This is a genomic window from Streptomyces sp. NPDC051569, assembly GCF_044454085.1.
Classification (GTDB): domain Bacteria; phylum Actinomycetota; class Actinomycetes; order Streptomycetales; family Streptomycetaceae; genus Streptomyces.
Genome location: NZ_JBITDJ010000005.1, coordinates 75570 through 99104 on the forward strand (window position 1 = coordinate 75570; position 23535 = coordinate 99104).

The 23535-nt window shown below is 69.9% G+C and carries 16 protein-coding genes; 2 read left to right on the forward strand and 14 right to left on the reverse strand.

Annotation, left to right across the window (positions count from 1 at the left end; translation table 11 throughout):
• Positions 1-95 precede the first annotated feature (95 nt).
• From ACIBAE_RS10970 to ACIBAE_RS11025, 12 genes are all read right to left on the reverse strand, one after another.
• Entirely contained in the window at positions 96-461 is a 366-nt protein-coding gene (locus ACIBAE_RS10970; RefSeq protein ID WP_399283920.1) for a hypothetical protein, read from the reverse strand.
• Positions 458-7162 carry an RHS repeat-associated core domain-containing protein gene (locus tag ACIBAE_RS10975; RefSeq protein WP_399283921.1) on the reverse strand — a complete coding sequence of 2235 codons (6705 nt, stop codon included), beginning with the start codon at positions 7160-7162 and terminating at the stop codon, positions 458-460. The genes ACIBAE_RS10970 and ACIBAE_RS10975 overlap by 4 nt, the downstream gene beginning before the upstream one ends.
• 396 nt (positions 7163-7558) lie before the next feature.
• Entirely contained in the window at positions 7559-7930 is a 372-nt protein-coding gene (locus ACIBAE_RS10980) for a LamG-like jellyroll fold domain-containing protein (RefSeq protein WP_399283923.1), read from the reverse strand.
• Positions 7915-9096 carry a hypothetical protein gene (locus ACIBAE_RS10985; RefSeq protein WP_399283925.1) on the reverse strand — a complete coding sequence of 394 codons (1182 nt, stop codon included), beginning with the start codon at positions 9094-9096 and terminating at the stop codon, positions 7915-7917. The genes ACIBAE_RS10980 and ACIBAE_RS10985 overlap by 16 nt, the downstream gene beginning before the upstream one ends.
• 789 nt (positions 9097-9885) lie before the next feature.
• The gene (locus ACIBAE_RS10990; RefSeq protein ID WP_399283927.1) at positions 9886-10788 is read right to left on the reverse strand and encodes a TrmH family RNA methyltransferase; all 903 of its coding nucleotides are present in this window, start codon (positions 10786-10788) and stop codon (positions 9886-9888) included.
• Positions 10789-10843: 55 nt separating this feature from the next.
• Positions 10844-12067: a uroporphyrinogen-III C-methyltransferase gene (gene cobA, locus ACIBAE_RS10995; protein WP_399283929.1), complete on the reverse strand. Its 1224-nt coding sequence runs from the start codon at positions 12065-12067 to the stop codon at positions 10844-10846.
• A gap of 357 nt (positions 12068-12424) precedes the next feature.
• Positions 12425-15862, reverse strand: a complete 3438-nt coding sequence (gene cobT, locus ACIBAE_RS11000; protein ID WP_399283931.1) for a nicotinate-nucleotide--dimethylbenzimidazole phosphoribosyltransferase — start codon at positions 15860-15862, stop codon at positions 12425-12427.
• A 349-nt stretch (positions 15863-16211) separates the two neighbouring features.
• Complete coding sequence (gene cbiE / locus ACIBAE_RS11005) at positions 16212-17432, reverse strand: precorrin-6y C5,15-methyltransferase (decarboxylating) subunit CbiE (protein ID WP_399283933.1); 1221 nt, start codon at positions 17430-17432, stop codon at positions 16212-16214.
• Positions 17433-17541: 109 nt separating this feature from the next.
• On the reverse strand, positions 17542-18180 hold the full coding sequence (locus ACIBAE_RS11010; protein WP_399283935.1) for a GNAT family N-acetyltransferase: 639 nt from the start codon (positions 18178-18180) through the stop codon (positions 17542-17544).
• Positions 18181-18328: 148 nt separating this feature from the next.
• Positions 18329-19186: a MetQ/NlpA family ABC transporter substrate-binding protein gene (locus ACIBAE_RS11015; protein WP_399283937.1), complete on the reverse strand. Its 858-nt coding sequence runs from the start codon at positions 19184-19186 to the stop codon at positions 18329-18331.
• A gap of 157 nt (positions 19187-19343) precedes the next feature.
• Complete coding sequence (locus tag ACIBAE_RS11020) at positions 19344-20015, reverse strand: methionine ABC transporter permease (protein WP_399283938.1); 672 nt, start codon at positions 20013-20015, stop codon at positions 19344-19346.
• Positions 20012-21091, reverse strand: coding sequence for a methionine ABC transporter ATP-binding protein (locus ACIBAE_RS11025; protein WP_399283939.1), 1080 nt, complete (start codon positions 21089-21091; stop codon positions 20012-20014). The genes ACIBAE_RS11020 and ACIBAE_RS11025 overlap by 4 nt, the downstream gene beginning before the upstream one ends.
• A 426-nt stretch (positions 21092-21517) precedes the next feature.
• On the opposite strand from ACIBAE_RS11025, the gene ACIBAE_RS11030 reads away from it, so the two are divergent.
• On the forward strand, positions 21518-21877 hold the full coding sequence (locus ACIBAE_RS11030; RefSeq protein ID WP_399283941.1) for a hypothetical protein: 360 nt from the start codon (positions 21518-21520) through the stop codon (positions 21875-21877).
• Positions 21878-21879: 2 nt separating this feature from the next.
• Entirely contained in the window at positions 21880-22323 is a 444-nt protein-coding gene (locus ACIBAE_RS11035) for a hypothetical protein (protein ID WP_399283942.1), read from the forward strand.
• A gap of 58 nt (positions 22324-22381) precedes the next feature.
• On the opposite strand, the gene ACIBAE_RS11040 is transcribed toward ACIBAE_RS11035, so the two are convergent.
• Together ACIBAE_RS11040 and ACIBAE_RS11045 are read right to left on the reverse strand one after the other, a co-directional pair.
• Positions 22382-22885: a GNAT family N-acetyltransferase gene (locus tag ACIBAE_RS11040; RefSeq protein ID WP_399283944.1), complete on the reverse strand. Its 504-nt coding sequence runs from the start codon at positions 22883-22885 to the stop codon at positions 22382-22384.
• A 37-nt stretch (positions 22886-22922) separates the two neighbouring features.
• Positions 22923-23456 carry a sigma-70 family RNA polymerase sigma factor gene (locus tag ACIBAE_RS11045; protein ID WP_399283945.1) on the reverse strand — a complete coding sequence of 178 codons (534 nt, stop codon included), beginning with the start codon at positions 23454-23456 and terminating at the stop codon, positions 22923-22925.
• Positions 23457-23535: the final 79 nt, after the last annotated feature.

Consider the following 23535-nt stretch of genomic DNA (forward strand, 5'->3'; position numbering starts at 1 on the left):
AAGTATCGCCACCGCGAGGCGGTGCGCTCAGAGCCTCACAACATCGCACCGAATCACGTTCGCCGCCGGTCTGAAATCGAGAATGGAGGCTCTAGCTATTTAGACCCCGCCATCAGGGCATCTCTGCCGAGCTCATAGATTTCGATCGCACCGGGGAAATGATCCATGAATTCCTCCCAGAACCCCGGAACTTGCCAGGCAGCAGGTGCCATTGTGAGCGATCCGTCCCACTCAGTGGATACCGTCCACGATGAATGCACCCCTGAATCAACCACTTCGAAGAGTCGCGAGTCAAAGAGGGGCGGAAGTTCGCCTCTACGGAACTCGATCCTGAAGTAGTTCGGTCCGTCCGCCTGACAGTACGCCTCAAGGACTACGTACACCTGTCCCTGACGCAGGGCATCCGCCCCCTGGCGAACGCTCTGCTCGTGACCTTCGACGCCGGTGAACCTCACTTTCACGGGGCGCTCCCCCTGCGGTTCATGACTACCTTGTAGTCGTAGTCGTACATGACCTCGCCAGATACTCGGTTCATGTAGTAGTGCACTTGATAATCACCGTACGGGCTTTGATGCGTCTCGGTACTGTACTTGCCCCATTGTGAAGCACCTCCGCGTTCTGCGAATCGAGCTTGAAGTCCCTTGTTCCCCATTTTCGTTCCCGGCATCGCCAATCTGGAACCGGAGATCGCATCAGGTGTTAGCTGGCCACTCTCGGCGAAGGGCGAGTTCGCTGACTCCAGCCGCAACTTTTGCGCGAGCTTTTCCCCTTGGAGAGAGCCGGATGGGACATCACAGTTGCTGTTGTGAACGAGGACCGGCGTCTGACCAGCGAGTACATAGTACGTGTGGATGCCCTCGACAGTGAGGTCGTAAGTGCGCTGCTTTTTGTGGAAGTGGCGGATCGACACGACGGGAACTGCAGTTCCGTCGTCCTTGCGGAGCGTCATCCCGGGATGGATGTCACCAGCGTTGACCCAGCGACCTTCACTGATAACCCAGAAGGGGTGGGTGTCCGTCGCGGTGATGGCTGCCCTGGTCGTCCCCGTTTGGATGGTGAGGTCGGTGAAGTCCTTGTCGTGATCGGTGACGATCACTGCTTGGACGGCCCGGGGTTCGGTTTCTCCGGTTACCGGGTCGGTGGCAAGGACCTTGTCACCGATCTTGATGTCTTCGATGTCTTTGTGACTGCCATCACTCATCTTGACGTCGGCGCCGGTCGCGAAGCTGTGCTTTGCGCAGCTGCGGAGCAGATCTTCGGCAGCCTCGGCCTGTTTCTTGAGATGCAGGAACTTGAGAGCGTCGCCTCCTACGGGAATGAAGCCGACGGCATCCCATTTGACGGATTCCCAGTCTCCGGCAGCTATGTGGATGCTGGTTACCAGTACATCTCCGGGGGTTCCCAGGATGGGAACCATGCCGAGGAGCTCAGCGGACTCCGTGATGCGCTGCTTCGCGCTCTTGCTCTTAAGAGTGTCGGTGAGGAAGGCCTTCTTGTTACCGCCATAGTAGGTAGTGGGGTTTTTCTTGGTGGTCAGGACGTTGTCGTACGAGGAATAAGCCCAGCCCTTGCTGGTGCTCCAGAAGCTCTCGTGTACGGTCTGGCCGCTCGCGTCCTTGCAAACGGATGACGAACCGCAGATTCCGTCCGGACGCAGACCCGTTGGGTCGCTGAGGGTGGTCGGGTTGTTGTTGGCGTAGGCGTAGCCGTTGAGGGACTGGTGCTGGTCGACGGTGAGGAGGGGGTCGACGCTGAGGAATCGGCCGGTGGTGGGGTCGTATTCGCGGGCGCCGATGTGGGTGAGGCCGGTGGTGGTGTCGGTGGGTCTGCCGAGGAACTGCTTGTCGTCGGGCCAGGTGCCGTCGGCGGTGGCGCCCCGGGGGGCTCCGTAGGGGGTGGTGTATCGCTTCGTGTAGGTCTGGGTGGCAGCCTCGATGGCGAGGCCCGCGGTGCCGTGGTTGTCACCCGCGAGGAACGAGACCTTCTCGGCCGCGTTCTGGTTGCTGCGCAGGGCGATGCTCTGACCGGCAGCGGTGTAGTAGCGCTGGGCCCAGGTACTGGTGCTGGTGCCGTTGTTGTTGAGGTGGACTTCGGTAGGACCGAGGTACAGGACCGTTTCGCCGGTGCCGGTCGGGTTGGCGGGACGGCGGATCAGCAGCGAGCCGTCGACGTCGTAGAGGTAGCTGGTGCTCGCGGTGGTGGGGGCACCGCCGGCGAGCGCCTTGAGGTGTCCTTCGCTGTCCCAGGTGAGGGTTTCGCTACCGGTGCTGTTTTCGGGGGCGGGGCGTTTGGTGGTGTTGCCGGTCTGGTCGTAGTCGTACGTGTTGGCCGCGCCGTCACACGTGCTCGCGGCGGTGGTGGCGGCGAGGGCGTGAGGCTGCTTGAAGGTGGTGGTTCCGTAGCAGTAACGGGTGGTGGTACCGGCGGTGTTGTCTTTCTGGGTGGTGCGCAGGCCGGCGTCGTCGTAGGTCCAGCTGCTCCAGTAAGGGGCGGCGCCGCCGATGTTGGCGGTGGTACGTCCGCCGGCGGAGCAGTCGGTGCTCTTCGGGGTCCAGGCCTCGGTGAGGCGCTGGTAGCCGTCGTAGGCGAAGCACTGGTTGTCGGCTTCGATGCCACCGAGGGGCCGGGCGAGGTCGGTGAGGGAGGTGACATCACCGGCGTCGTCGTAGGTGTAGCTGAGCTGCTGCAGCTTGTAGTCGTGGGTCTGGTCGGTGGCCAGGGAGGTCACCAGGCGGTCGGTGCCGGCCTGGTACTCGTTGGTGAGGTAGGCCTTCTTGGCCGTCGGAGCGGCGGACGTGCCCAGGGAGAGCTGCCAGGGCTGACCGGTGGGCGAGTAGTCGGCGCCCAGGAGGTAGCTGGTGCCGGTGCCGTTGCGGACGGCTGTGGGCAGTCCGAGGTTGTCGTGGTCCGTGGTGATCGTCTCGGCACCGAGCCCGCCGGCAGCGGGCTGGGAGGAGGACTGCTGGGTGCCGTCGACGTTGTAGTAAGAGGTGAAGGTGAGAGGAGAGGTGACCGCCTTGGAAGTGACCAGAGGGTCGTCGGCGGGCAGGGTGAGCTGGGTTCCGGTGGCTCGGTAGAGGCTGTCGTACGCGGTGACCCTGGTGGTGACAGCCTTGCCGCCGTCATAGCGCGTGGAGCTGTCGAGCCGGCCCTTGGCCAAGCTGTCGTAGGACCATCCCGCGAGCTGAGTGGTGGAGTCCTTGGTGGTGGAGGAGTACTGGGCTGTCTGACGGCCCAGTACGTCGTAGGTGTGGGCGAGGGTCTTGCCGGCCGCGTCCCGGGTCCAGTCGACCTGGTCCAGGGAGGTGTAGGCGGTGGTGGTGGTGCCGGTGCCGGGGTCGGTGCTGCTGGTCAGGCGGCCGAAGAGGTCGTAGCCGTAGGACCAGCGGGCCTTGTCCGGGCCGGTGAGGGTGTCCTGGAGGCCGTCGCGGGTGTAGGTGTGGGCGGTGAAGGTGTAGGCGGCCCCTCCGGCGGCTCCGTACTCCTTGTCGTCCGGGGAGGTACTGGCGTACTCACGGCGCTCGGTGGTCCGGCCGAGGGCATCGGTGATGACACGGGTGGCCGAACCGCCGTCCAGGGCGGTGGTGGCGGTGGAGTCACCTGTGTAACTGGCGCTCGTGGTGCACTGCTTGACGCCGAAGACGTACAGGCTTGAGGTGACCGGTCGGCCGGCTCCGTCGAAGGTGGTCCCGGTCTGCTTGGGTGCGCCGCCGTTTTCGATCCGCGTATAGGCGCCGTTGGGGGCTCTGGTGGAGTCGTACGCCTCCGCATAGGTCTGGTACGCCAGGCCGCGGCTGTCGTAGCGGGTGTCGGTCAGCAGTCGTCCACCGCCGGCGGCGGGGGACTGGGTCTGCAGCGGCCGCTGCAGTGCGTCGTAGAAGTCGTACGAGGTGTTGTAGGTGGTATCGGTGTGGATGCTGGAGGTGGACACCCAGGAGGGTTTATCGGTGTCCTCGTGGTAGGCGAAGGTGTAGTTGGCACTCTGGGTGGCGGCCCGGTCGCGGTTGGGCAGCCATATGGCTGTGGTGCGGCCGAGCGCGTCGTAGGCGGTGTCGGTCCGCTTGTTGTTGGCGTCGGTGACCCGGACCGTGAGGCCGCGTGCGAAGTCGACGTCGGTCACCACGCGCTGGGTCATGGCGTTCGTGACCGCGGTGCGGGTCAGCGGGCCGGCAGCGGCGGGAGCATAGGCGGTGGAGGTGGGGTTGTCCTTGTCGTCGGTCACCGACAGTGGGCGGCCGAGGGTGTCGTACGTCATCTTCTTGGCGGTGGTCTGCCACGTGGTCGGGTTGCGCTCGCCGCCGGTGGCGGTGGCCGGGTAGGCGGAGGCCCGGCCCGTCCAGGTCGGCTCGCCCTTGGTCGGGCTCTGGGACGCGGTCCATGTGGTGGCCCCGGCACTGTCGTAGACGACCGCGGTGTCGGAGAGGACGTCACCACGGGTGGCGGCGGTGGTCGGCAGATTCAGGTCGGTCTCGGCCGTGGTGCAGGCCCGGCCCACCACGCGGGTCCGGGAAGTCAGGGAGATGAGACCCAGGGCCGCGTTGCGCGCGAACCAGGCGCGCGTGCAGGTCTCGTCACCGGTGACGGCGGTGTCCCCCGCGTTGAAGACCAGCTCGGGCATGCCGTAGTCGTCGAACCGGGTGGTCTCCGACATGGTGGTACGCCAGGCGGCCTTGGCCGTCAGGTAGGTGTGTGCGTAGCTGCGGGCCGTGCGGAGGTAGTACGACTCGGTGTCCGCGTAGGACTTGTGCTGGGTCGCGGTCTTCTTCGACCACGGATCGTTGACGGTCACGCCGATCGGCGTGGTTCCGTTGTAGGTGACCTGCTCGCGCGGCATCCCGGCGTACGGTTCGCTGTCCTTCTGGTCGGCCACGCTCAGGCCGGTGAAGCTGATGCCGGGGACACTGACCGAGCGCTTGCCGCCGTCCTTCTTGCGGTCCCCGTCCATGCCCTGGAGATAGAGCGCGACCGTCCTGGACTGGTTCGGTCCGGTGCCCATGAGCGTGGTGACCTGGCGGTAGCCGCGCCAGACCGACCAGGTGCGCTCACCGGTCGGTACGAAGGGTGAGTCGTTGTAGTGCCAGGCCGGCCCGGAGTAGGTGTAGGTGGTCTCCACCGCGTCGCTGTGGCCGGTGGGGTCGGAGGAGAGCACCGTCGTGACGCGGTACTTGTGGAACCAGTCGATCGACGCCTCCTTCGCGCCGTTGATGTGCCAGTACTGCGGGTAGCAGGGGCCGGTGTTGCTGTCCTCGGCCGGCAGGCTGCTCCCCCGCACGCACTCCGGCGGGGAGAAGGTGACCGACGTGATACCGCCGGTCTCCGAGGTGATCTCGTAGATCCTGGGGCGGGTGAGCGGCAGGATGTGGTCCTGGCCGTCGACCCGGTTGGGCAGCATCTTGTAGGTGAACTTCACCGGGTTCAGCGATACGGCGGTGCCGTTCTTGCCGGTGTGCTGGATCGAGGTGAGGGTGAGGACCTGGTCCGAGCTGTCTCCGATGTCGCCCGGATCCTGGTATGCCTGTGCCAGCGCCCAGGAGTCCACCGCGGCGTACTTCGTGTCGGCGGCCGACCAGGCGAGCGTGTTCACACCGGTCAGCCGCTTGCGGGTGAAGAACGACGGACTGGTCGCCTTGCAGTCATCCGCCCCGGACGCGCAGATGGAGTCGAACGGGACATCAGGCCAGTTGTGGGCGGTGTTCTTGGTCAGCGAGGAGCAGTCCGACGCCGTGCACCGCTCCGCGTAGTCGAAGGTGACCTTGTCGGATGCGCTGTTGCCGGTGAACAGTGCGCCCTTGCGCTGGCCGTAGAGGATCTGGGTCAGGTAGCCGCCACGGGTGTAGCCGGCGTCGGCTTTGGTGGCGCCGTCGCGGGCGTAGGTATTGGTCTCGACGGTGTACCAGTACGTCGTGGCGTTACCGTGCAGGTCCTCGACGTAGTCGAGATTCCACCGCCATGCCTGCTCCAGCCAGCGGTCGGCGTAGGTGCTGCCCTTGGTGTAACCGGGCTCTCCGGCGTCGTCCCCGAAGACGGGCACGGTCCATACCGAGTTGGTTCGCTCGGTGCCCGCGCCGTCCAGTTTGTTCAGTCCGAAGACGTACTTGGTGCCGTCGCCGGTGACGACCGTCCAGTACTCGCCGTCGTCGTCGCCGTTCGCCGCCCCTCTGGAGGGCGTGACCGTGGAAGCGTCGTCGTCCTTGAGTCGCCAGACACCGGTGGTGTCGTCCTTGACCAGTTCGGTGGACTTGCCGTTCAGGACCAGTGACGCGTTGTCGTACTTCCAGCACAGGTCGTATTTGCCGTCCTGGCCGTCGTCGTCGCAGGACCCGTAGGAGCGCTCGATGTACGACGAGGTCAGGTCGAAGCCCTCGCCGACCATGGTGCCCTGGTTGTTCGTGGAGGCCGTCCGGCCGTCGATGCTCCCCGAGTCGTACGACAGCGACAGCACCGGAGTGGGTCCCGCCGCGGCCGGAGGCAGATCCAGACCGTACGACCAGCCGAAGGAGCCGGACGAGCTGCCCGCTTGCCAGGTGGAGGAGGCGGACAGTGGTGTGGCCGCGTAGTTGCCCGAACCGGAGGACGATTCCCCGGCCGCCGCCACCAGTGCCAGCACGGTGACCGCCGGAGTCGTCGCCGCGGCGGTACCCGCCTGAACCAGGTCAACCGTGGCCGACACCGCTTGTCCGGCGATGTCGTTGTGGGAGTCCAGCGGTCTCTGAGCCCGGCACACCGCTCTTTCCGGTGTTGTCAGCGCGCAGGGCGGCAGCTCCACCAGGCGCAGCCGGCCTGACCAGCCGCCGCCGTAGGCGGAGGCGAAGTCGGCGTAGCCCATCCGCAGCTCTGCCTTGCCGGGTCGTTCCGCCGCTGCTGACAGCAGCACACCCCGCACTCCGGCGGCCTCGGCCTGGGTCTGACCCAGCACCTGGATGTCGGTGGTACCGGAGGCGCCACCGCTCGTGACCGGTGAGACGCTGATGGGCAGTCCGCCGACGGTCTGATCGGCCTTTCCGGAAAGGCCGATCCGGACCGACCGCCGCCCCGGGTCGGGCCACCTCCGGTGTTGCTGCTCGGCTCGGGCCCGTCGGCCGCGCTCCGCGTCGACGGCCTCGGAGCGGGCGACGTCGTCCCGCGCCTGAGTCGGCCGCTCCTCCTCGGTCTGCTGGAACACTCCGGACCGTGCCGTGGGCAGGTTCGGTCGCCCCAGGCCACCCGTCGCTCCGGCGGCGGGCGCGAATCCGACCAACGGCAGGAGGCCGGTCAGGAGAATCGCCGTTACGGACAGCGCGGTGACAGGTGCTCCCCGCTGCCCGATGCGAGATCTCGGCGGGTCTGATCTCCGCCATGGGAACCAGGCAGCACGCGCCAGGTCCCCTCGTTTCGCTCGCGCATGCGTACGTCTGCTCATGATCGAACCCCCAGGGCAAGAACGAATGGACCGTGTGTGGGCATGGGTCGAACAGCGCGCGCCGTTCGACCGGCACCAGGAAAGAGATGCGGAAAGGGAGTCCAGGGCTCCGGGGGCGGAGACACGTACCGGCTCCGCCCCGGAGCGTTCGGTTCGGGCTTACGCGCCCGTACCGATTCCCAGCTCCGCAGGGCTGGTCACCGCGCCGACCCACAGCCGCAGGTCGTTGATCCGGCCGGGCAGGTGATGAGCCCAACCGCTGTCACCCGCCGCGTACCCCTTGCCCGCCGCGAAGTCGCCGGACCCCGAGGTGGCGGTGTAGGTGTGCGTGGCACCCGCGTCCATCTCGTTCCCCGCGAGGAAGAGCTGGACTGTGCCCGACGGAGAGTCGAAGACGCCGGTCAGTCGCACCGCCGTGTCCAGCGAAGCGGCCTCGTCGGACCGTACGGCCGTGAACGTCCCGCCGGCGTCGAGACGACCGAACTGCCAGAAGCCGACCGGAACGGTCACGTCGTTCAGCTCGTCGTCCACGATGGTGTCGGTGCCGGTCCGCTGATACGTCCGGTTCTCCGCGTGGCCGCGTCCAGTACTTTGCCGGCCAGTTTGTCCGGGGCGAACTGGAAGTACAGCCGCTGCGTGTAGTCCGGGCCGCAGTAGTAGCCGCTGTACGTACCGCAGCGGCCCATCCCCTCGCCCTGGTTGTCGCTCCCGTTGCCCCAGTTGTACGAGGTATAGCCGTCCGACCTGAGCAGCGTCCGAGCCGTGTCATCCACCCCGACCGTCGGGTCGATGTACAGCGGGAACACGGCTTCGTCCGTCTCCCCCAGCATTCCCACGTCCGGCGTCACCACCAGGGCATTCCCGCCGACCTCGATCGGCAGCACCGCCGAAGCCGCCCCATCCACCGGGCCGTTCACCGGATCAGGCTCCGCGCCACGCGGCGGAACCCCCGTCTCCGGTGCCCCGCCGGCGTCCTTGACGGGCGCGCCATGGCCCGAATCCCACATCAATGCCGGCGGTGCGGAGAAAACAACGTTCGCGTTCTCGTCCACGGCCGTCATACTGCCGCCCGCACCCTGCCGTACGGTCAGCCCGTCGGTTCGGATCGAGAATTCCATCCGGCGCAGCTGGGGATTGGCTGCGGCCTCCGGCGACTTGACCACCAGCAGTTCGCGGAAACTGTCCGCCGTGGCGGTCATCCGCAGGTCGACACCTGGCAGCACATCCCCGTAGACGGCGCTGTCACCGTCGAGAACCGGCTTCGGCAGCGCACCCGGCCGGCCGAGTCCCAGAGACCGGCCATTCCTGGTGATCGTGACCAGGTCCGCGCCGTCGCCACCCCCGGAGAAGCGGAGGTCCACCACGGCGGCCTTGGGTCCCACCCGTCCGTCCGGACGAACCTCCAGCGTCGCATCCGGCGTCACCCAGCTTCCGCCGGAAGTGCTCACCCGAACCGGCACCGTCGCCTGTTCCCACGTGAACGTGAAGCCGTCCGGATTGGCGAAGGTCGACGCGTACTCCGTGCGCTCCCCCTCCACCTCAACCCGCTCGCCGGACTCCACGGCCCGCTCCCGAGCGACCCGCGCCTCGGCCCCTCCCGACACCAGCTCCGCGCCGGCTCGCACCGTATTCGCGGGCTCGACGGCTGCTGCGGGAACGCCCCCCAGCAGTCCAGCCACCAGAAGTGCGCTGAGCACACCCCCAGCCCCGCGCACAGCTGGCCCCCCATATGGATTTCGCCTCACAGCGCTCCGCACTCTCAAATCCCCCACAGATCAACCATGTTTCACTCACAACAAGCCAATGCGGAATCTAAAGAAGGAGGTTGAGAACGGCCACACGAATTTATGCGACATACGTTCGGACGTCGGGCTCCATGGGGGCGAAATCCCATGGGTGACGCATGCCACAGATGAACAATTGACTCACTGAGGACCACTTCCCGTCACCCAGCCAATTACCACTCGATGACGCGGACCTGATGCCCTCGCTCGCGGGTGGTCTATGCGCGTTCCCTCGGGGCGGGCGCGTCGACAGCGGTCCAGCGGGAGCTGCGGAGGGGAGAGAGGCCTCGGCCGGGTTTTGCCACCGAGGTGGTGCGGAGGTGCCGTCGGTCGTCAGCCCGCACCGTGTCGAGCAGGGCGTGACGTATGGCCTCGCCGTAGGCACCCGAGCCGTCCCGGCAGGCGATCTCGGCGCCGGGGTGCTCGCACGGCCATGTCCGGAGGGTGTCCGCCTCGCGGCCATGGACGCCGTATCCCCGCCCGGTAGGCGTCCCGCACACCGGACACGGCACCGGGTCGTCCAGGGGGCGCGCCACCGCTCGGAGCAGATCACCCTCATCCGCCATCCCCGCGACCATCAGCGCGCGGACAGGCCCAGAGGACCAGACCCGCAAGGGCCTTGACGTCAGGCAGGACTCGGCCTGGTGTGGCGTACAGCTACCACCGATCACGGGACAGAGCCGTTCGATCCGCGGTCCCGGTTCAGGCAGACCGCGGGCGGGTCGCGTAGAAGGCCACGGCCGAGGCCGCTGCCACGTTGAGTGAGTCGACACCGGCGTCCATCGGGATACGGACGTGCTCGTCGGCCGCGGCGAGAATCCCCGGGGTGAGGCCGGCGCCCTCCGTGCCGAAGACCAGGGCGAGTTTCTCGTCACGCCGTGCGGCGAGCTCGTCGAGGGTGATCGCCCGGTCGCTCAGGCAGAGCGCGGCGACCGTGAAGCCCGTGGAGCGCAGGATCTCGACATCCTCGGGCCAGGACTCCAAGCGAGTCCACGGCACCTGGAAGACGGCTCCCATCGAGACCTTCACGGACCGCCGGTAGAAGGGATCGGCGCAGCGGGGAGTGAGGAGGACGACGTCGACGCCGAGAGCGGCGGCGTTCCTGAAGGCGGCCCCCAGGTTGGCGTGATCGACGATGTCCTCGAAAACGGCGACGCGCCGCACCCCGGACCGCCGAGGCTCCGAAGGCGGCACCGCGCCGGTGTCGGTGTCGGTGTGGCCGTCGACGCTTTCCCCGGCGGCGACGGGCCGGCCGGTGCGGAGCACCTCGCCGACTGTCGGCAGCGGCTTGCGCCCCATGGAGGCCAGCGCGCCGCGGTGCACGTGGTAGCCGGTGACGCGCTCGGCCAGCTCGGGGCTGACCGCGTACACGGGTGCTTCGGCCTCCTCGATGATGTCCCGCATCGTGTCGACCCACTTGGCCGAGAGCAGCATCGACCGCATCGGGTACCCGGCCTGGGCGGCGCGGCGGATGACCTTCTCACCCTCGGCGATGAACAGGCCCTCGGCGGGCTCGCGCCTGCGCCGCAGTTCCACGTCGGTCAGGCCGGTGTAGTCATGCAGACGGGGGTCTTCGGGGTCGTCGACGGTGATGAGTTCGGCCACGGGTGACACTGCCTTGTCCGGGGTGATGCGCCCCCACGGGGGCGGGAGATGGTGGTTACTGCCCGTCGCCGAGCGCGACGACCTCGCCGATGACGATGACGGCCGGGGGCCGTACCGCCTCGGCCCTGGCCCTCTCCCCCACCGTGGCGAGCGTCGCGTCGACCCGGCGCTGGGCGGCGGTGGTGCCTTCCTGGACCAGGGCGACCGGGGTCTCGGGGGATTTGCCGTGGTCGATGAGCGCCTGGGCGATGGCGCCGATCTTGTCGACGGCCATCAGCAGGACGAGTGTGCCCCGGAGGCGGGCGATCGCCGCCCAGTCGACGAGCGACCGCTCGTCGTCGGGGGCGACATGGCCGCTGACGACGGTGAACTCGTGGGCTACACCCCGGTGGGTGACGGGGATTCCGGCGGCCCCCGGCACGCTGATGGAGCTGGAGATGCCGGGCACGACCGTGCAGGGGATGCCGGCTTCGGCGAGCGCGTGGATCTCCTCCATACCGCGCCCGAAGACGAACGGGTCGCCGCCCTTGAGGCGGACCACGGCCTTGCCCGCCTTGGCGTGCTCGATCAGCGCGTCGTTGATGGCCTCCTGGGCCATGGCACGGCCGTACGGGATCTTCGCCGCGTCGATCACCTCGACGTGCGGCGGCAGTTCGTTGAGCAGGTCGCGCGGTCCGAGGCGGTCCGCGATGACGACGTCCGCCTCGGCGAGCAGCCGCCGGCCGCGCACGGTGATCAGATCCGGGTCGCCGGGACCGCCGCCGACGAGAGCGACGCCGGGCGTACGGGCGCGGTGGTGGGGCGCGGGGAGGGTGCCGTCGCGCAGGCCTTCGACGATCGCGTCGCGTACGGCCGCGGACCTGCGCGGGTCCTGTCCGGTGAGTACGGCGACGGTGACGCCCTCGCTGCGTCCGGTGGCCGGGGTCCAGGCGGTGGCGGCCTCCGCGTCGTCGCTCCGTACACACCAGATCCGGTCGCGCTCGGCCTCGGCGGAGGCGGTCAGGTTGGCGGCGGGGTCACTGGACGCGATGAGCGCGTACCAGGCGCCCTGGAGGTCTCCCTCGGCGTAGAGCCGGCGCTCCCAGCGGATCTCGCCGGTGTCCGCCATGGCCTCGACGGACGGCTTCGCGGACGGGGACACGAGCACGATGTCCGCGCCCGCAGCGATGAGCGCCGGAAGCCGGCGCTGCGCGACCTGGCCGCCGCCGATGACGACGACGCGCCGACCGGACAGGCGAAGTCCGACGGGGTAGGCGGGGTGCTCGGCGTGGTCGGCCATGTCGGCAGGGGCTCCTCGGGCGGCTGGGCGGTGTGCTGCGGGGCCGCTGCGGAGGTGAAGCGGCTGGTGGGAGCCGGTTACGGTCCCGGCGACCACCTTACGGGGAGGGGGCGCGGGGGTCACGGCCGTGGGCGCGGGGCCCTGCGGAGGGGCGGCCCGGACTCCGGCAGGACGGCACGGCCCGTGGGGACGGCACGGCCCGCTCTCCGGCTCCCGGTTTCGCGGCGGGCGTGGGGTGGGGTGGTGCGCGCACGGCGGCCCCCGGACCGGCTTCACCCGCGCGGTCCGGGGCCCCTCAGAGCCTGTCGGGTGACCTCCGATCGAAGGCCACCCGACAGGCTCCCAGCGCCCGCTTCGCTACTTCTCCGTCACTCCCGCCGAATCGAACGTCGCGACCTCGTGCATGGCGCGCGCGGCGCTCTGCACCACCGGGAGGGCCAGCAGCGCGCCCGTGCCCTCGCCCAGGCGCAGGTCCAGGTCGACCAGCGGGCGCAGGCCCAGCTTGTTCAGGGCGGCCACGTGCCCCGGCTCCACGCTGCGGTGGCCGGCGATGCAGGCCGCCAGGGCCTCCGGGGCGATCGCCCGGGCGACCAGCGCCGCGGCGCCCGCGCTCACGCCGTCCAGGATCACCGGGGTACGCAACGAAGCGCCGCCCAGCAGGAATCCGACGAGCGCCGCGTGCTCCAGGCCGCCGATCGCCGCGAGGACGCCGATCGGGTCGGACGGGTCCGGCTGGTGGAGTTCCAGGCCGCGCCGTACGACGTCGATCTTGCGGGCGTGCGTCTCGTCGTTGATGCCCGTGCCGCGCCCGGTGACCTCCGCCGGATCCTGGCCGGTGTAGACGCAGATCAGCGCGGCCGACACGGTCGTGTTGGCGATGCCCATCTCGCCGGTGAGCAGCGCCTTGTTGCCGGCGGCGACCAGGTCGCGCGCCGTCTCGATGCCGACCTCGATCGCCGAGAGGACTTCCTCGCGGCTGAGGGCCGGGCCGGTCGTGAAGTCGGCCGTGCCGGCGCGCACCTTGCGGGGCAGCAGGCCGGGCGTACCCGGGAGTTCGCCCGCGACGCCGACGTCGATGACGCACACCTCCGCCCCCACCTGGGTCGCGAACGCGTTGCACACCGCGCCGCCGCTCAGGAAGTTGGCGACCATCTGACTGGTCACCTCCTGCGGCCACGGGGTGACGCCCTGGGCGTGCACGCCGTGGTCGCCCGCGAAGATCGCGACCGCCGCGGGTTCCGGGATGGGCGGCGGGCACATCCGGGACAATCCGCTGAGCTGCGCGGCGATGATCTCCAGCATGCCGAGCGCACCGGCCGGTTTCGTCATCCTCTTCTGGCGCTCCCAGGCCTCGCCCAGCGCTTTCGCGTCCAGCGGCCGGATCCCGGCGATGGTCTCCTGGAGCAGGTCGTGCGGCTCCGCGCCCGGCAGGGCCCGGCGGCCGTACGTCTCCTCATGGACGACCCAGGACAGCGGGCGGCGCTTGGACCAGCCCGCCTGCATCAGCTCGGGCTCCTGCGGGAACTCGTCGACGTAACCGACACACAGGTACGCGACGACTTCGAGGTGCTCGGGCAGGCCCAGCGCTCGTACCATCTCGCGCTCGTCGAAGAAGCTGACCCAGCCGACGCCGAGTCCTTCGGCGCGGGCGGCGAGCCAGAGGTTCTCGACGGCGAGGGCCGAGGAGTACGGGGCCATCTGCGGCTGGGTGTGCCGGCCGAGGGTGTGCCGGCCGCCGCGCGTCGGGTCGGCGGTGACCACGATGTTCACCGGGGTGTCGAGGATGGCCTCGATCTTCAGTTCCTTGAACTGCTTGGCCCGGCCCTTGGGCAGCGACTTGGCGTACGCGTCACGCTGACGCTGCGCCAGCTCGTGCATGGACCGCCGGGTCTCGGCGGAGCGGATGACCACGAAGTCCCAGGGTTGGGAGTGGCCCACGCTGGGCGCGGTGTGCGCGGCCTCCAGGACGCGCAGCAGCACCTCGTGCGGGATCGGGTCGGAGCGGAATCCGTTACGGATGTCGCGCCGCTCGCGCATCACCCGGAGTACGGCGTCGCGCTCGGCGTCGTCGTACCCGGACGCGGCGGCGGGTCCCTGCCGGGGAGCGGGGACCGGCTCCGGTACGGGCTCGGGCTCCGGCTGCTCCCGTGCGGGCTCCGCGTCCGGTACGGGCTCCAGCGCCTCCGGGGGCTGAGGCTCGGTCATGGGCTCCGCCTCCGGATCCGCCACGGGAACGGGCTCGGGGTCCGGCACCTGCTCGGCTTCCCCGGAAGCCTCGGGTGCCTCGGGGGTTTCCGGCACGACGAGGACGGGCTCCACCACCGGCGCCGGCTCCTCCGGTACCTCGGCGACGGCGTCGGCGGGCTCGAAGGGCTCGGCGGGCTCACCGGGCTCCACCTGCTCGACGGGCGCGGTGACCTCGGCCTGCTGCGGGGGCTCGTCGGCCAGGGGCGCTTCTTCCACCGGGACGGCCGCCTCTTCCGCGACAACCGGCTCGGGTTCCGGCGCGGGCTCCGATACGGGCTCCGATACGGGCACGGGTTCAGGAGCGGATTCCCGGACCTCGGCCACGACGTCGGGCTCGGGATCCGGGGCCACCGGCTCCGGCTCGGCTTCCGGCTCCGGCACCGCCACGGCCTCGACAGGGTCGGGTCCGGCCTGAACCGGGACCTCCAGGGCCTCGGGGGTCTCCGGGATCTCGTGGGTCTCGTGGGGCTCCAGGGGCTGCGGGACGACCGTTTCTGCTGCGGGCACCGGCTGTTCCGAACTCCACGGCTCACGCGCGGCGTCCGCCTGCTCCGGGGCGACGGCGGTCGCCACCTGGGCCTGTGCCACCTGGACCTGTTGCGGCCGGGGCCGTACGCGAACGGCGTGCGCCGGTGACCCGGCGGGGCCACGGTCGGCCAGCGAACGCACCACGCCACCGGTCGGGTCGGGCACCGGGGGGCCCATGTGCAGCGGGCGGCGCGAGGGGGGCGCGGTGGCCATCGACGTGGCCGGCGGCATACGTACACCGCTGAGGTCCACCGAACCGGAATGCCGGCCGCCGGCTTCGTGCGCACCCGGCTGGGCCAGGTTCTGCCCGCGCCCGATGGATCCCTGCGCGGCCGCGTCGTAGGCGGGCTCCGCAGGGGCCACGGGCTGTTCCGCGACCTCTTCGGCAAGCTCGACGGGCCCGCCGAGCTCGGCGGGCGCGACAGGCACAACCTCAGGAACGGCCTCGGGCACGACGTCCACGGTCTCCTGCGGCTGCGCCGGGAACCCACCCGGCATGTGGGCCTGGGCGTCGGCCTGGGCCTCGGCCTGGAAGTGCGGCACGGGCTCCACGGTCGGGGCCGCCTCTTCTATGGGAGGCACCTGCGGCTGAGCCCGCGTCTGCTCGGGAGCGGCGTACCCCTCGGCCGCCGGATACCCCTCGGCGGCGGTGTACCCGTCCGGCACGGCGTAATGGTCGGGAGTCGCGTACGTCTCCGGAGCCGTGTACCCCTCGGGCGCCGCATACCCCTCGGGCGGGACGTATCCCTCCGGGGCGCCGTAGCCGTCCGGCACTCCGTACCCGGCGGGGGCCGCGTATCCGCCGGGCACCGCGTAGGCGGCGGGAGCCTCCGCCGGCACCACCTGCGGGTCGCTCCACCCCCCTTGCCCGCTCGGCATCAGCAGCAGTCCTTCGTCCTCGGTGACGGTCGCGGAGGGGTCCAGGTAGGTGTACGAACCGGGAGCGGGGATGCCCGGCTGCTCCACCATGCCTGCGTTCTCCGGCAGTCCCTCGCCCGGGACCTGGCCGGTGTCAGTCATGCGTACCCCTCGCCCATTGGTTGTGCTCCTTCAGCCCTTCGCCCGGGGCGCCCGAACCGCGGCGCTTCCGGCCACCCGTCAACAACAACGAGCATGGGCGCCGCGCGGCACGTGCGGCCCGCGGTCATCCCGTATTCTCGCGGCTTCACGCGGTCTTTCACAGCCGTGCCGGGGGATCCGTCCCCAGCCCGGTGTGGACTGCGCCACGTCCCGCGTCCCCCCCGGAATCAGCCGTATCACATCAGGGCCCAAACCGGCCCCCCATTCCGGACATTGACCGACGAAGCGACGAACGTCCGGGTGCGGTACGACGATCGGCCAGCCTACCCCGCGCCGTGCGGCGGCCAGGTCAGGGGGCGCTCTCCGGCCGCTGCCCGGAGAGCAGGAAGACGACGGAGCGCTCGCGCTCCGACCAGTCACCGGTGTCCAGGCCGACGGACTGGAGCAGCGCGCACTCCACCTCGTAGCCGCCTTCCGCCAGGGCCCTGCCGATCGCCTCGGCCTCGTCCCGGGTCGCCGCGTGGGTGACGATGCGCTCGGGGCGGCGGTCCGCGCAGGCTATGACGACGTCGACGCCACCGCCGCCGATCCGGACGACGTCGGGTTCGGGCAGCCGCTCCAACACGTGCGGCGCCCGGCCCTGGACGACCTGGAGCTGGACGCCGGCACGCCGGGCCGCCGCGGCGGTGCTGGCGCAGGCTCCCGGTTCGTCGTCGACGGCGATGACGGCGGCGCCGAAGCGGGCCGCCTCCGCGGCGAGAGCGCCGCTGCCGGAGCCGATGTCCCAGATCAGGTCGCCGGTACGGGCCCCGATCCTGGCCAGTTGGGCGGCGCGCAGCCAGGTCGACTCGCCCTCGTCGAGGGCGATGCCGTACTCCTCCGTGGGCAGCGCCCAGCCCCGCTCGCCCGACGGGTATCCGGGGTCGCGGCCGGCGATCCAGCCGGCGGCCGGGGCGCCGGAGGCGCCGATGCCTCCGATGACGATGACGACGTTGGGGTCGCGCCAGACGTGGTCGGCGGCCTTGTCGGAGGTGAGGACGGTGATCTGTTCGCGTTCGGTGCCGAGCTCCTCGCAGATGACGAAGGTGCGGTGGACACCTTCGAGGAGCAGCGCCAGTTCGGCGGGTCCCGCGCCCGGCGAGGTGAGGACGGCGACCTTGGTGTGGGCCCGGCAGACGTTGACGGCGCGGCGCAGCGTACGGCGGTGGGCGACGACGACCTGGGCGTCGTCCCAGGCCATGCCGGCGCGGGCGAAGGCGCGGGCCACGGAGGAGACACCCGGCACGACTTCGACCTCGAGTCCGTGCTCGGGGGCGCGCAGGGTCCGTACGACGCCGAAGAAGCCGGGGTCGCCGTCGGCGAGGACGACGGCGCTGCCACGGTGGCCGGCGATCCTGCGGGCCGCCAGGTCGATGCTGCCGAGCCGGACGCGCTCGGCGTCGGCCGGCACCTCGGGGAGGGCCAGATGGTGCGCGGCTCCGGCCACCAGAGTGGCGGCCGAGAGGGCGGAGGTGGCCGCGGCGGTGAGGGGTGAGCCGTCCCAGCCGATCACCGTGACGCGGTCGGCCATCTCGTCAGTCTCCCGAAGTCGTCACAGGTGGGGCTGCCCGGTCAGGTGCGGGCAGGGTGAGAGTACCTGGCCACGGCCGGGGCGTCCCGCCGGTGGAGCGGTCCTGGGGTCAGTTCCAGTCGGTGAAGGACGCGTAGCCGCTCGCGTCGGCCATCTGCTCGGCGACGCCTTCGAGGTCCTCGGGGAGCAGGCTCCACACGATGAGGTCGGTGCGGATGTCGGTCCAGCCGCCGTCCTCGGTCTGGCTGCGCGCTATCCAGGCGTTGCGCAGGACGCCCTCGCTGATGCAGCCGATCTTCTGCGCGACCTGCTGGGACGCGGTGTTGTCGGCGGCCGTACGCACTTCGATGCGCTCGAATTTCTGGTCGCGGAAGAGCCACTGGGCGACCGCGAGGGCCGATTCGGTGGCGTATCCCTCACCGCGGGCCCAGGGTGCGGTGACGTAGGACACTTCGGTGGCGAGCGCGTACCAGTTGGTGTTCCGCAGCCGTACGACGCCGACGAGTCGCTGGGTGAGGAACTCGGTGACGGCGAAGGCGATCCCGCGCCCCCCGGTGCGCTCGGCGGGAGCGATCGCGCCGACCCACTTCTCGGCGTCCGCCTGGGTGTAGGGGTGGGGTACGGAGGTCCAGGCGACGACCATCTCGTCGTTCATCATCTCGATGTGCGCCGGAATGTCCGCCGGTTCGAAGGGGCGCAGCACCAATCGCTCCGTGCTGATGGAGACGTCCGGAAAGGTGGTGGTCATGCGCAGCTCCATGCCTCAGTCCGTCGTAAAGGCACAGCATGCAGCATCGGGTGGGGGCGGCGCATGGCCGGGTCCTCGACAGGCGTGGGGACCCGGCGCGCGACGGGCGTGCGCCGGGCCCCCACGGACAAGAACGTTCCTGCCGTGACTACTTGACCGGGCCGAAGGCGGGGATGACGGCGCCGTCGTAGGTGTCCTCGATGAACTTCTTCACCTCGGGCGAGTTGAGGAGCTTCGCGAGCTTCTCCACGCGGGGGTCCTTCTCGTGGCCGCGCTTGACGGCGAGGAAGTTGGCGTACGGGTTGCCCTCGGCCTTCTCCAGGGCCAGCGCGTCCTGGGCGGGCTTGAGCTTCGCCTCGATCGCGTAGTTGCCGTTGATGACGGCGGCGTCGACGTCGTTCAGGGCGCGCGGCAGGGTGGCGGCCTCCAGCTCCTTGAACTCGATGCCCTTGGCGTCCTTGATGTCGGAGAGGTTGCCCTCGGCTCCGACGCCGTCCTTGAGTGTGATCAGGCCGTTGTCGGCGAGCAGCTTGAGCGCGCGGCCCTCGTTGGTGGTGTCGTTGGGGATCGCGATGCTCTGGCCGGCCTTGATGTCCGAGAGGTCCTTGAGCTTCTTGGAGTAGAGGCCGAGGGGCTCCAGGTGGACGTCGACGACAGGCACGATGTCGGTGCCCTTCTTCTTGTTGAAGTCGTCCAGGTACGGCTTGTGCTGGAAGTAGTTGGCGTCGACCTCGCCGCTCTGGGTGGCGGTGTTCGGCAGGACGTAGTCCGTGAACTCCTTCACCTCCAGCTTGAGGCCGGCCTTGGCCGCCAGGTTGTCCTTGACGAAGTTCAGGATGTCGGCGTGCGGTACGGGGGACGCGGCGACGACCAGCGGCTTGGACGTGTCGGCCTTGCCGCCCGCGTCGGACGAGCCGCCCGGGTCGGAGGAGGTGCCGCAGGCGCTGAGACCGAGGGCGACGGCCGCGGTCGCGGCGACGGTGGCGAGCTTGATGTGAGTGCGCACGAAGAGTGCCTCTTTCTTGTGATGCGGTGGTGAAGCCCGGACAAGGAGTGCGGGCCCTGGGGAGAAGAGTTCAGGGGCGGCCCGGGGGAAGGCCGGGGGTGAAGGCCGGGGGTGAAGGCCGGGGGTGAAGGCCGGGGGTGAAGGCCGGGGGGGAGGGTCAGGAAGCGGTACGGCCCCGGCGTGCCAGCAGGCGCACGACCCCGTCGCCGAGCAGCTGGACCACGGTGACGATCACGATCAGGACGATGACCGTGGCGATCATGAAGCCGTTCTCGAAGCGCTGGAATCCGTAGGTGACGGCCTTGGAGCCGAGTCCCTCGCCACCGACCGCGCCCGCCATCGCCGAGTAGCCGATGAGGGCGATGACGGTGGTGGTGGTACCGGACACGAGCGACGGCAGGGCCTGGGGCAGCAGCACCTTGCGGACGATCGTGGGGATGGATCCGCCCATCGCCTGGACGGCCTCGACCAGTCCGGGGTCGACCTCGCGGACCGATGTCTCGACGAGGCGCGCGAAGAAGGGGATGGCGCCGATCGCGAGCGGCACGATCATCGCGGTGGGGCCGATGAAGGTGCCGATGACCAGGGTGGTGAACGGGATCAGCGCGATCAGCAGGATGATGAACGGCAGGGACCGTCCGATGTTCACGATCACGCCGACGATCTTGTTCACCGGGGCGTTCTGGAGCAGTCCGCCCTTGTCGGTGAGGACGAGCAGAATGCCGAGGGGCAGTCCGCCGACGACGGTGACGAGGGTGGCCCACAGCACCATGTACAGGGTGTCGGCGGTCCCCTGGGACAGCAGCGGCTGCATCTCGGACCAGGTCACTTGGCATCTTCCTTCACCGGGATGGGGCGCTGCGCCGGGACGGCGCCGTCGTGGGGGGCGGTGGCCTCGTCGACGGTCTCGACCTGGAGTCCCTGCTCGCGCAGGAAGCCGACCGGGACGACGTTGTCCTCGTACACGCCGGGCAGTTCGATCCGCATCCGGCCGATCTGACGTCCGCCGACGGTGTCCATCGCGGCGCCGAGGATCGAGATGTCGATGTTGTACGTACGGGAGAGCTGCGAGATCACGGGCCGGCCGGCGGCGTCGCCGTGGAAGGTGACGTCGAGGACCGTGCGGCCGGGGCCCGCGGCGGCCCCGCCGACCGGGAACAGCTCGCGCGCCAGCTGCGAGCCGGGGGTGGCGAGCAGTTCGCCGACCGTGCCGGACTCGACGATCCGGCCCCGCCGCATCAGCGCGGCCGAGTCGCAGATCGTCTTCACGACCTCCATCTCGTGCGTGATGAGCAGCACGGTCAGGCCGAGTTGCCGGTTGAGGTCGCGGAGCAGCTGGAGGATCGAGCGGGTGGTCTCGGGGTCGAGGGCGCTGGTCGCCTCGTCGGAGAGGAGGACCTTGGGGTCGCCGGCCAGCGCGCGGGCGATGCCGACCCGCTGCTTCTGGCCGCCGGAGAGCTGGGCGGGGTAGGACCGCGCCTTGTCGGCGAGACCGACGAGGTCGAGCAGTTCCCGGGCGCGGCGGGAGCGTTCCTGGCCGGAGACTCCGAGGATCTCCAGTGGTAGTTCGACGTTGGCCTGGACCGTGCGCGAGGAGAGCAGGTTGAAGTGCTGGAAGACCATGCCGATCGCCGTGCGGGCCTGGCGCAGTTCCCCGCCCGCGCGCCGGCCCCGGCCGGCGAGTGCGGTGAGGTCCTGGCCGTTGACCGTCACCGTGCCGGTGGTCGGGCGTTCGAGGAGGTTGACGCAGCGGATGAGCGAGGACTTGCCGGCTCCGCTCTGTCCGACGACTCCGAAGACCTCGCCCTCACGGACATGCAGGTCGACGCCGTCGAGTGCGGTGACCTCACGGCCTCGCCCGTGGGCGGACCGGTAGATCTTGGTCAGGCCCGTAGTAGTGATCACAGGGGGGTTCCGTCACTGTCGAGTGCGCGGCGAGGTGGCCGCCGGGCACGGGGCGTTCGTCATTCCGACGCGGCACGGCTGACACGGTGGGTGACCGGGAAGCGGCGTGCGCGTGGGGCAGGCGCGGTCCGTCCGGCGGCCTCGGGAGATGAGGCTTCACGGCCTGCGGACGCGGCGCGGCTGTCAGATCTCGCTTCGGGGCGCGAGGTTCAGGCAGGGGCCCTCAGATGGCGCGCATTCGACACAGACAACGAGCACCGGGCGTGTTGATCGCCTCGGTCGCGGGGTCGCGGTAGCTCGTCGTGGTCATGGGATAAGTAAAGCAGACATCAGTACGAGTTCTGGAAAAGTGTCCGCATAGCGGACGGATCTCCGGGGCCGGGGGCGCGCGTCCGGTGCCTTTTTCGCCGTAATACTCTCAGGCCCATGCTTGTCGCCCTGACGGTCACGGTCTCCGTGGTCGCGCTCGCCCTCGCCGCCTGGTGCGGCTTCGCCGCCTACCGCGACCAGCCCACCAAGGACTGGCACTTCATCGGTATGGCCGTGGTATCGGTACTGGTACTGGCGCAGCTGGTCATAGGAATCGCGCGACTGGCCGGCGGCGAGAAGCCCGACGACGGCTCGGTGATCTTCGTGTCGTATCTGATCGGCGCGCTGTTCGCGGTGCCGGCGGCCGGTTTTCTCTCACTGACCGAGCGGACCCGCTGGGGCTCCGTGACGGTGTCCGCGGGAGCGGTCGTCCTCGCCGTGCTCGAAGTACGGCTCCATGACATCTGGGGAGGCTGACGATGGACGGGTCCGCCACCGGCGCGAAGACGGAGAACAGCGCGGAAGGGGAGAAGGCCCCCGCCCGGCTCGTCACGGGTCCCGGACTGCTGCTGGTCTGGCTGTACGGCGTGATGTCGGTCGGCGCGGTCTCCCGCTCCGCCTACCAGATCGCGACCGAATTCGACCGGGCTCCGCTGGCCCACACGCTCTCCGCCGTCGCGGCCGTGGTGTACGTCTTCATCACCTACACCCTCGTGCGCGGCGGGGAAACGGCCCGGAAGGCGGCGCTGGTCTGCTGCGCCGCCGAACTCATGGGCGTACTGACCGTCGGGACCTGGACCCTGCTCCAGCCGTCGGCCTTCCCGGATGCCACGGTCTGGTCGGACTACGGCATGGGCTATCTCTTCATCCCCGTACTGCTGCCGGTCACCGGCATGATGTGGCTGCGTACGTCGCGTCGGTGACCGGCGGCGATACGGGGACAAGGGGATACGGGGACGGGGACAAGGAGATACGACGGCGTCAGGCGCTGGCCGCGTACGCTCCGACGGCTGCGGCCTTCTCCAGGGTGACGAGCCGCAGCCGCGGGCCGAGCTGTTCCGTCGACACGGGCACATAGCCCCGGTTGCGGTAGAGCCGCAGATTGCTCTCGTTGAGGTGACCGGCGCGGAGCTGGAACCGCTGGACGGCCGGCTCCGCCGCGAAGTGCGCCTCGATCGCGTCGAGGAGCCGCCCGCCGAGACCGTGGCGCCGCAGCCGTGGGTGGACGATGAGTTTGGCGAACCGGGCGAGACCCGCCGCGTCCGCACTGCCCCGCACCGACGCGACCACCTCGTCGCCGAGCCGGGCCACCAGGCCGTGGCCCTGGTCCAGTTCGGCCCGCAGATCGTCAAGGGTCTGGGTGAGCGGCTCGATGGTGTAGTCGCCGTACAGCTCGGCCTCGTTCTGATAGCAGAGGTACTGCAGCTTGAGGATGTACTCCGCGTCCTGCGCGCTCGCCGCTGAGATGGTCACGCTCATGCCCATGTGTGCATGCCTTCCGCTCACCTGGTAAGCCGATTGTCTACCGCTCCTTTCCCCCGGGCGCGGGAGCCGCAACCCCCGCCGCGAGCATTCTGCGCAGGCATCCCAGGCATCTGGATCGCAAGGGGCCCAAACTGCCCTGTGACGTACCCAACTCCCCCGCGATCTCGCGGTAGGTGGGGTCCTTCGGCGACAGCATCGCGGTGAGCAGCCGGGGGCAGCGGCCGGGAGTGCGGACGACCGCCGCGCGGAGTGTACGGCGGAGCTCGGCGCGCAGCGCGGAGCGCTCGGGGCCGGCTTCGGAGCGGGCGGCGGGCTCATCGCCGTAGGGGCCGTTCTCCGGAGGCCGGTTCTCGCGGTACGGGAGTTCACGGGCCGCGGTGCGGCGGGCGCGCCGCGCTTCCGCCCGTACGACGTCGCGTACCCACCGCCCGATGTCCCCGGGCGGCCCCTCCTCGTCCAGCCGCTCCAGCAACCGGACCCAGAGACTCTGTTCGAGGTCCCCCGCCTCGACACCCGCGCCCCACGCCTCCGCCGCCGCCTCGGCACTGACCAGCGGGAGCAGCGCGCGCACGAGGTCTTCCGGTGCGGGCGGCCACGGTGCGGGCGACGAGGGTGCGGGCGGGCGGGCCGGGAGCGGGGCGGAGCGGGGC

Bases quoted from the DNA above. Each gene is read 5' to 3' on its own strand.
- cobA (WP_399283929.1), bottom strand. From the start codon at position 12,067: ATGGCCGACCACGCCGAGCACCCCGCCTACCCCGTCGGACTTCGCCTG.
- cobT (WP_399283931.1), bottom strand. From the start codon at position 15,862: ATGACTGACACCGGCCAGGTCCCGGGCGAGGGACTGCCGGAGAACGCA.
- cbiE (WP_399283933.1), bottom strand. From the start codon at position 17,432: ATGGCCGACCGCGTCACGGTGATCGGCTGGGACGGCTCACCCCTCACC.
- ACIBAE_RS11010 (WP_399283935.1), bottom strand. From the start codon at position 18,180: ATGACCACCACCTTTCCGGACGTCTCCATCAGCACGGAGCGATTGGTG.
- ACIBAE_RS11030 (WP_399283941.1), top strand. From the start codon at position 21,518: ATGCTTGTCGCCCTGACGGTCACGGTCTCCGTGGTCGCGCTCGCCCTC.
- ACIBAE_RS11035 (WP_399283942.1), top strand. From the start codon at position 21,880: ATGGACGGGTCCGCCACCGGCGCGAAGACGGAGAACAGCGCGGAAGGG.
- ACIBAE_RS11040 (WP_399283944.1), bottom strand. From the start codon at position 22,885: ATGGGCATGAGCGTGACCATCTCAGCGGCGAGCGCGCAGGACGCGGAG.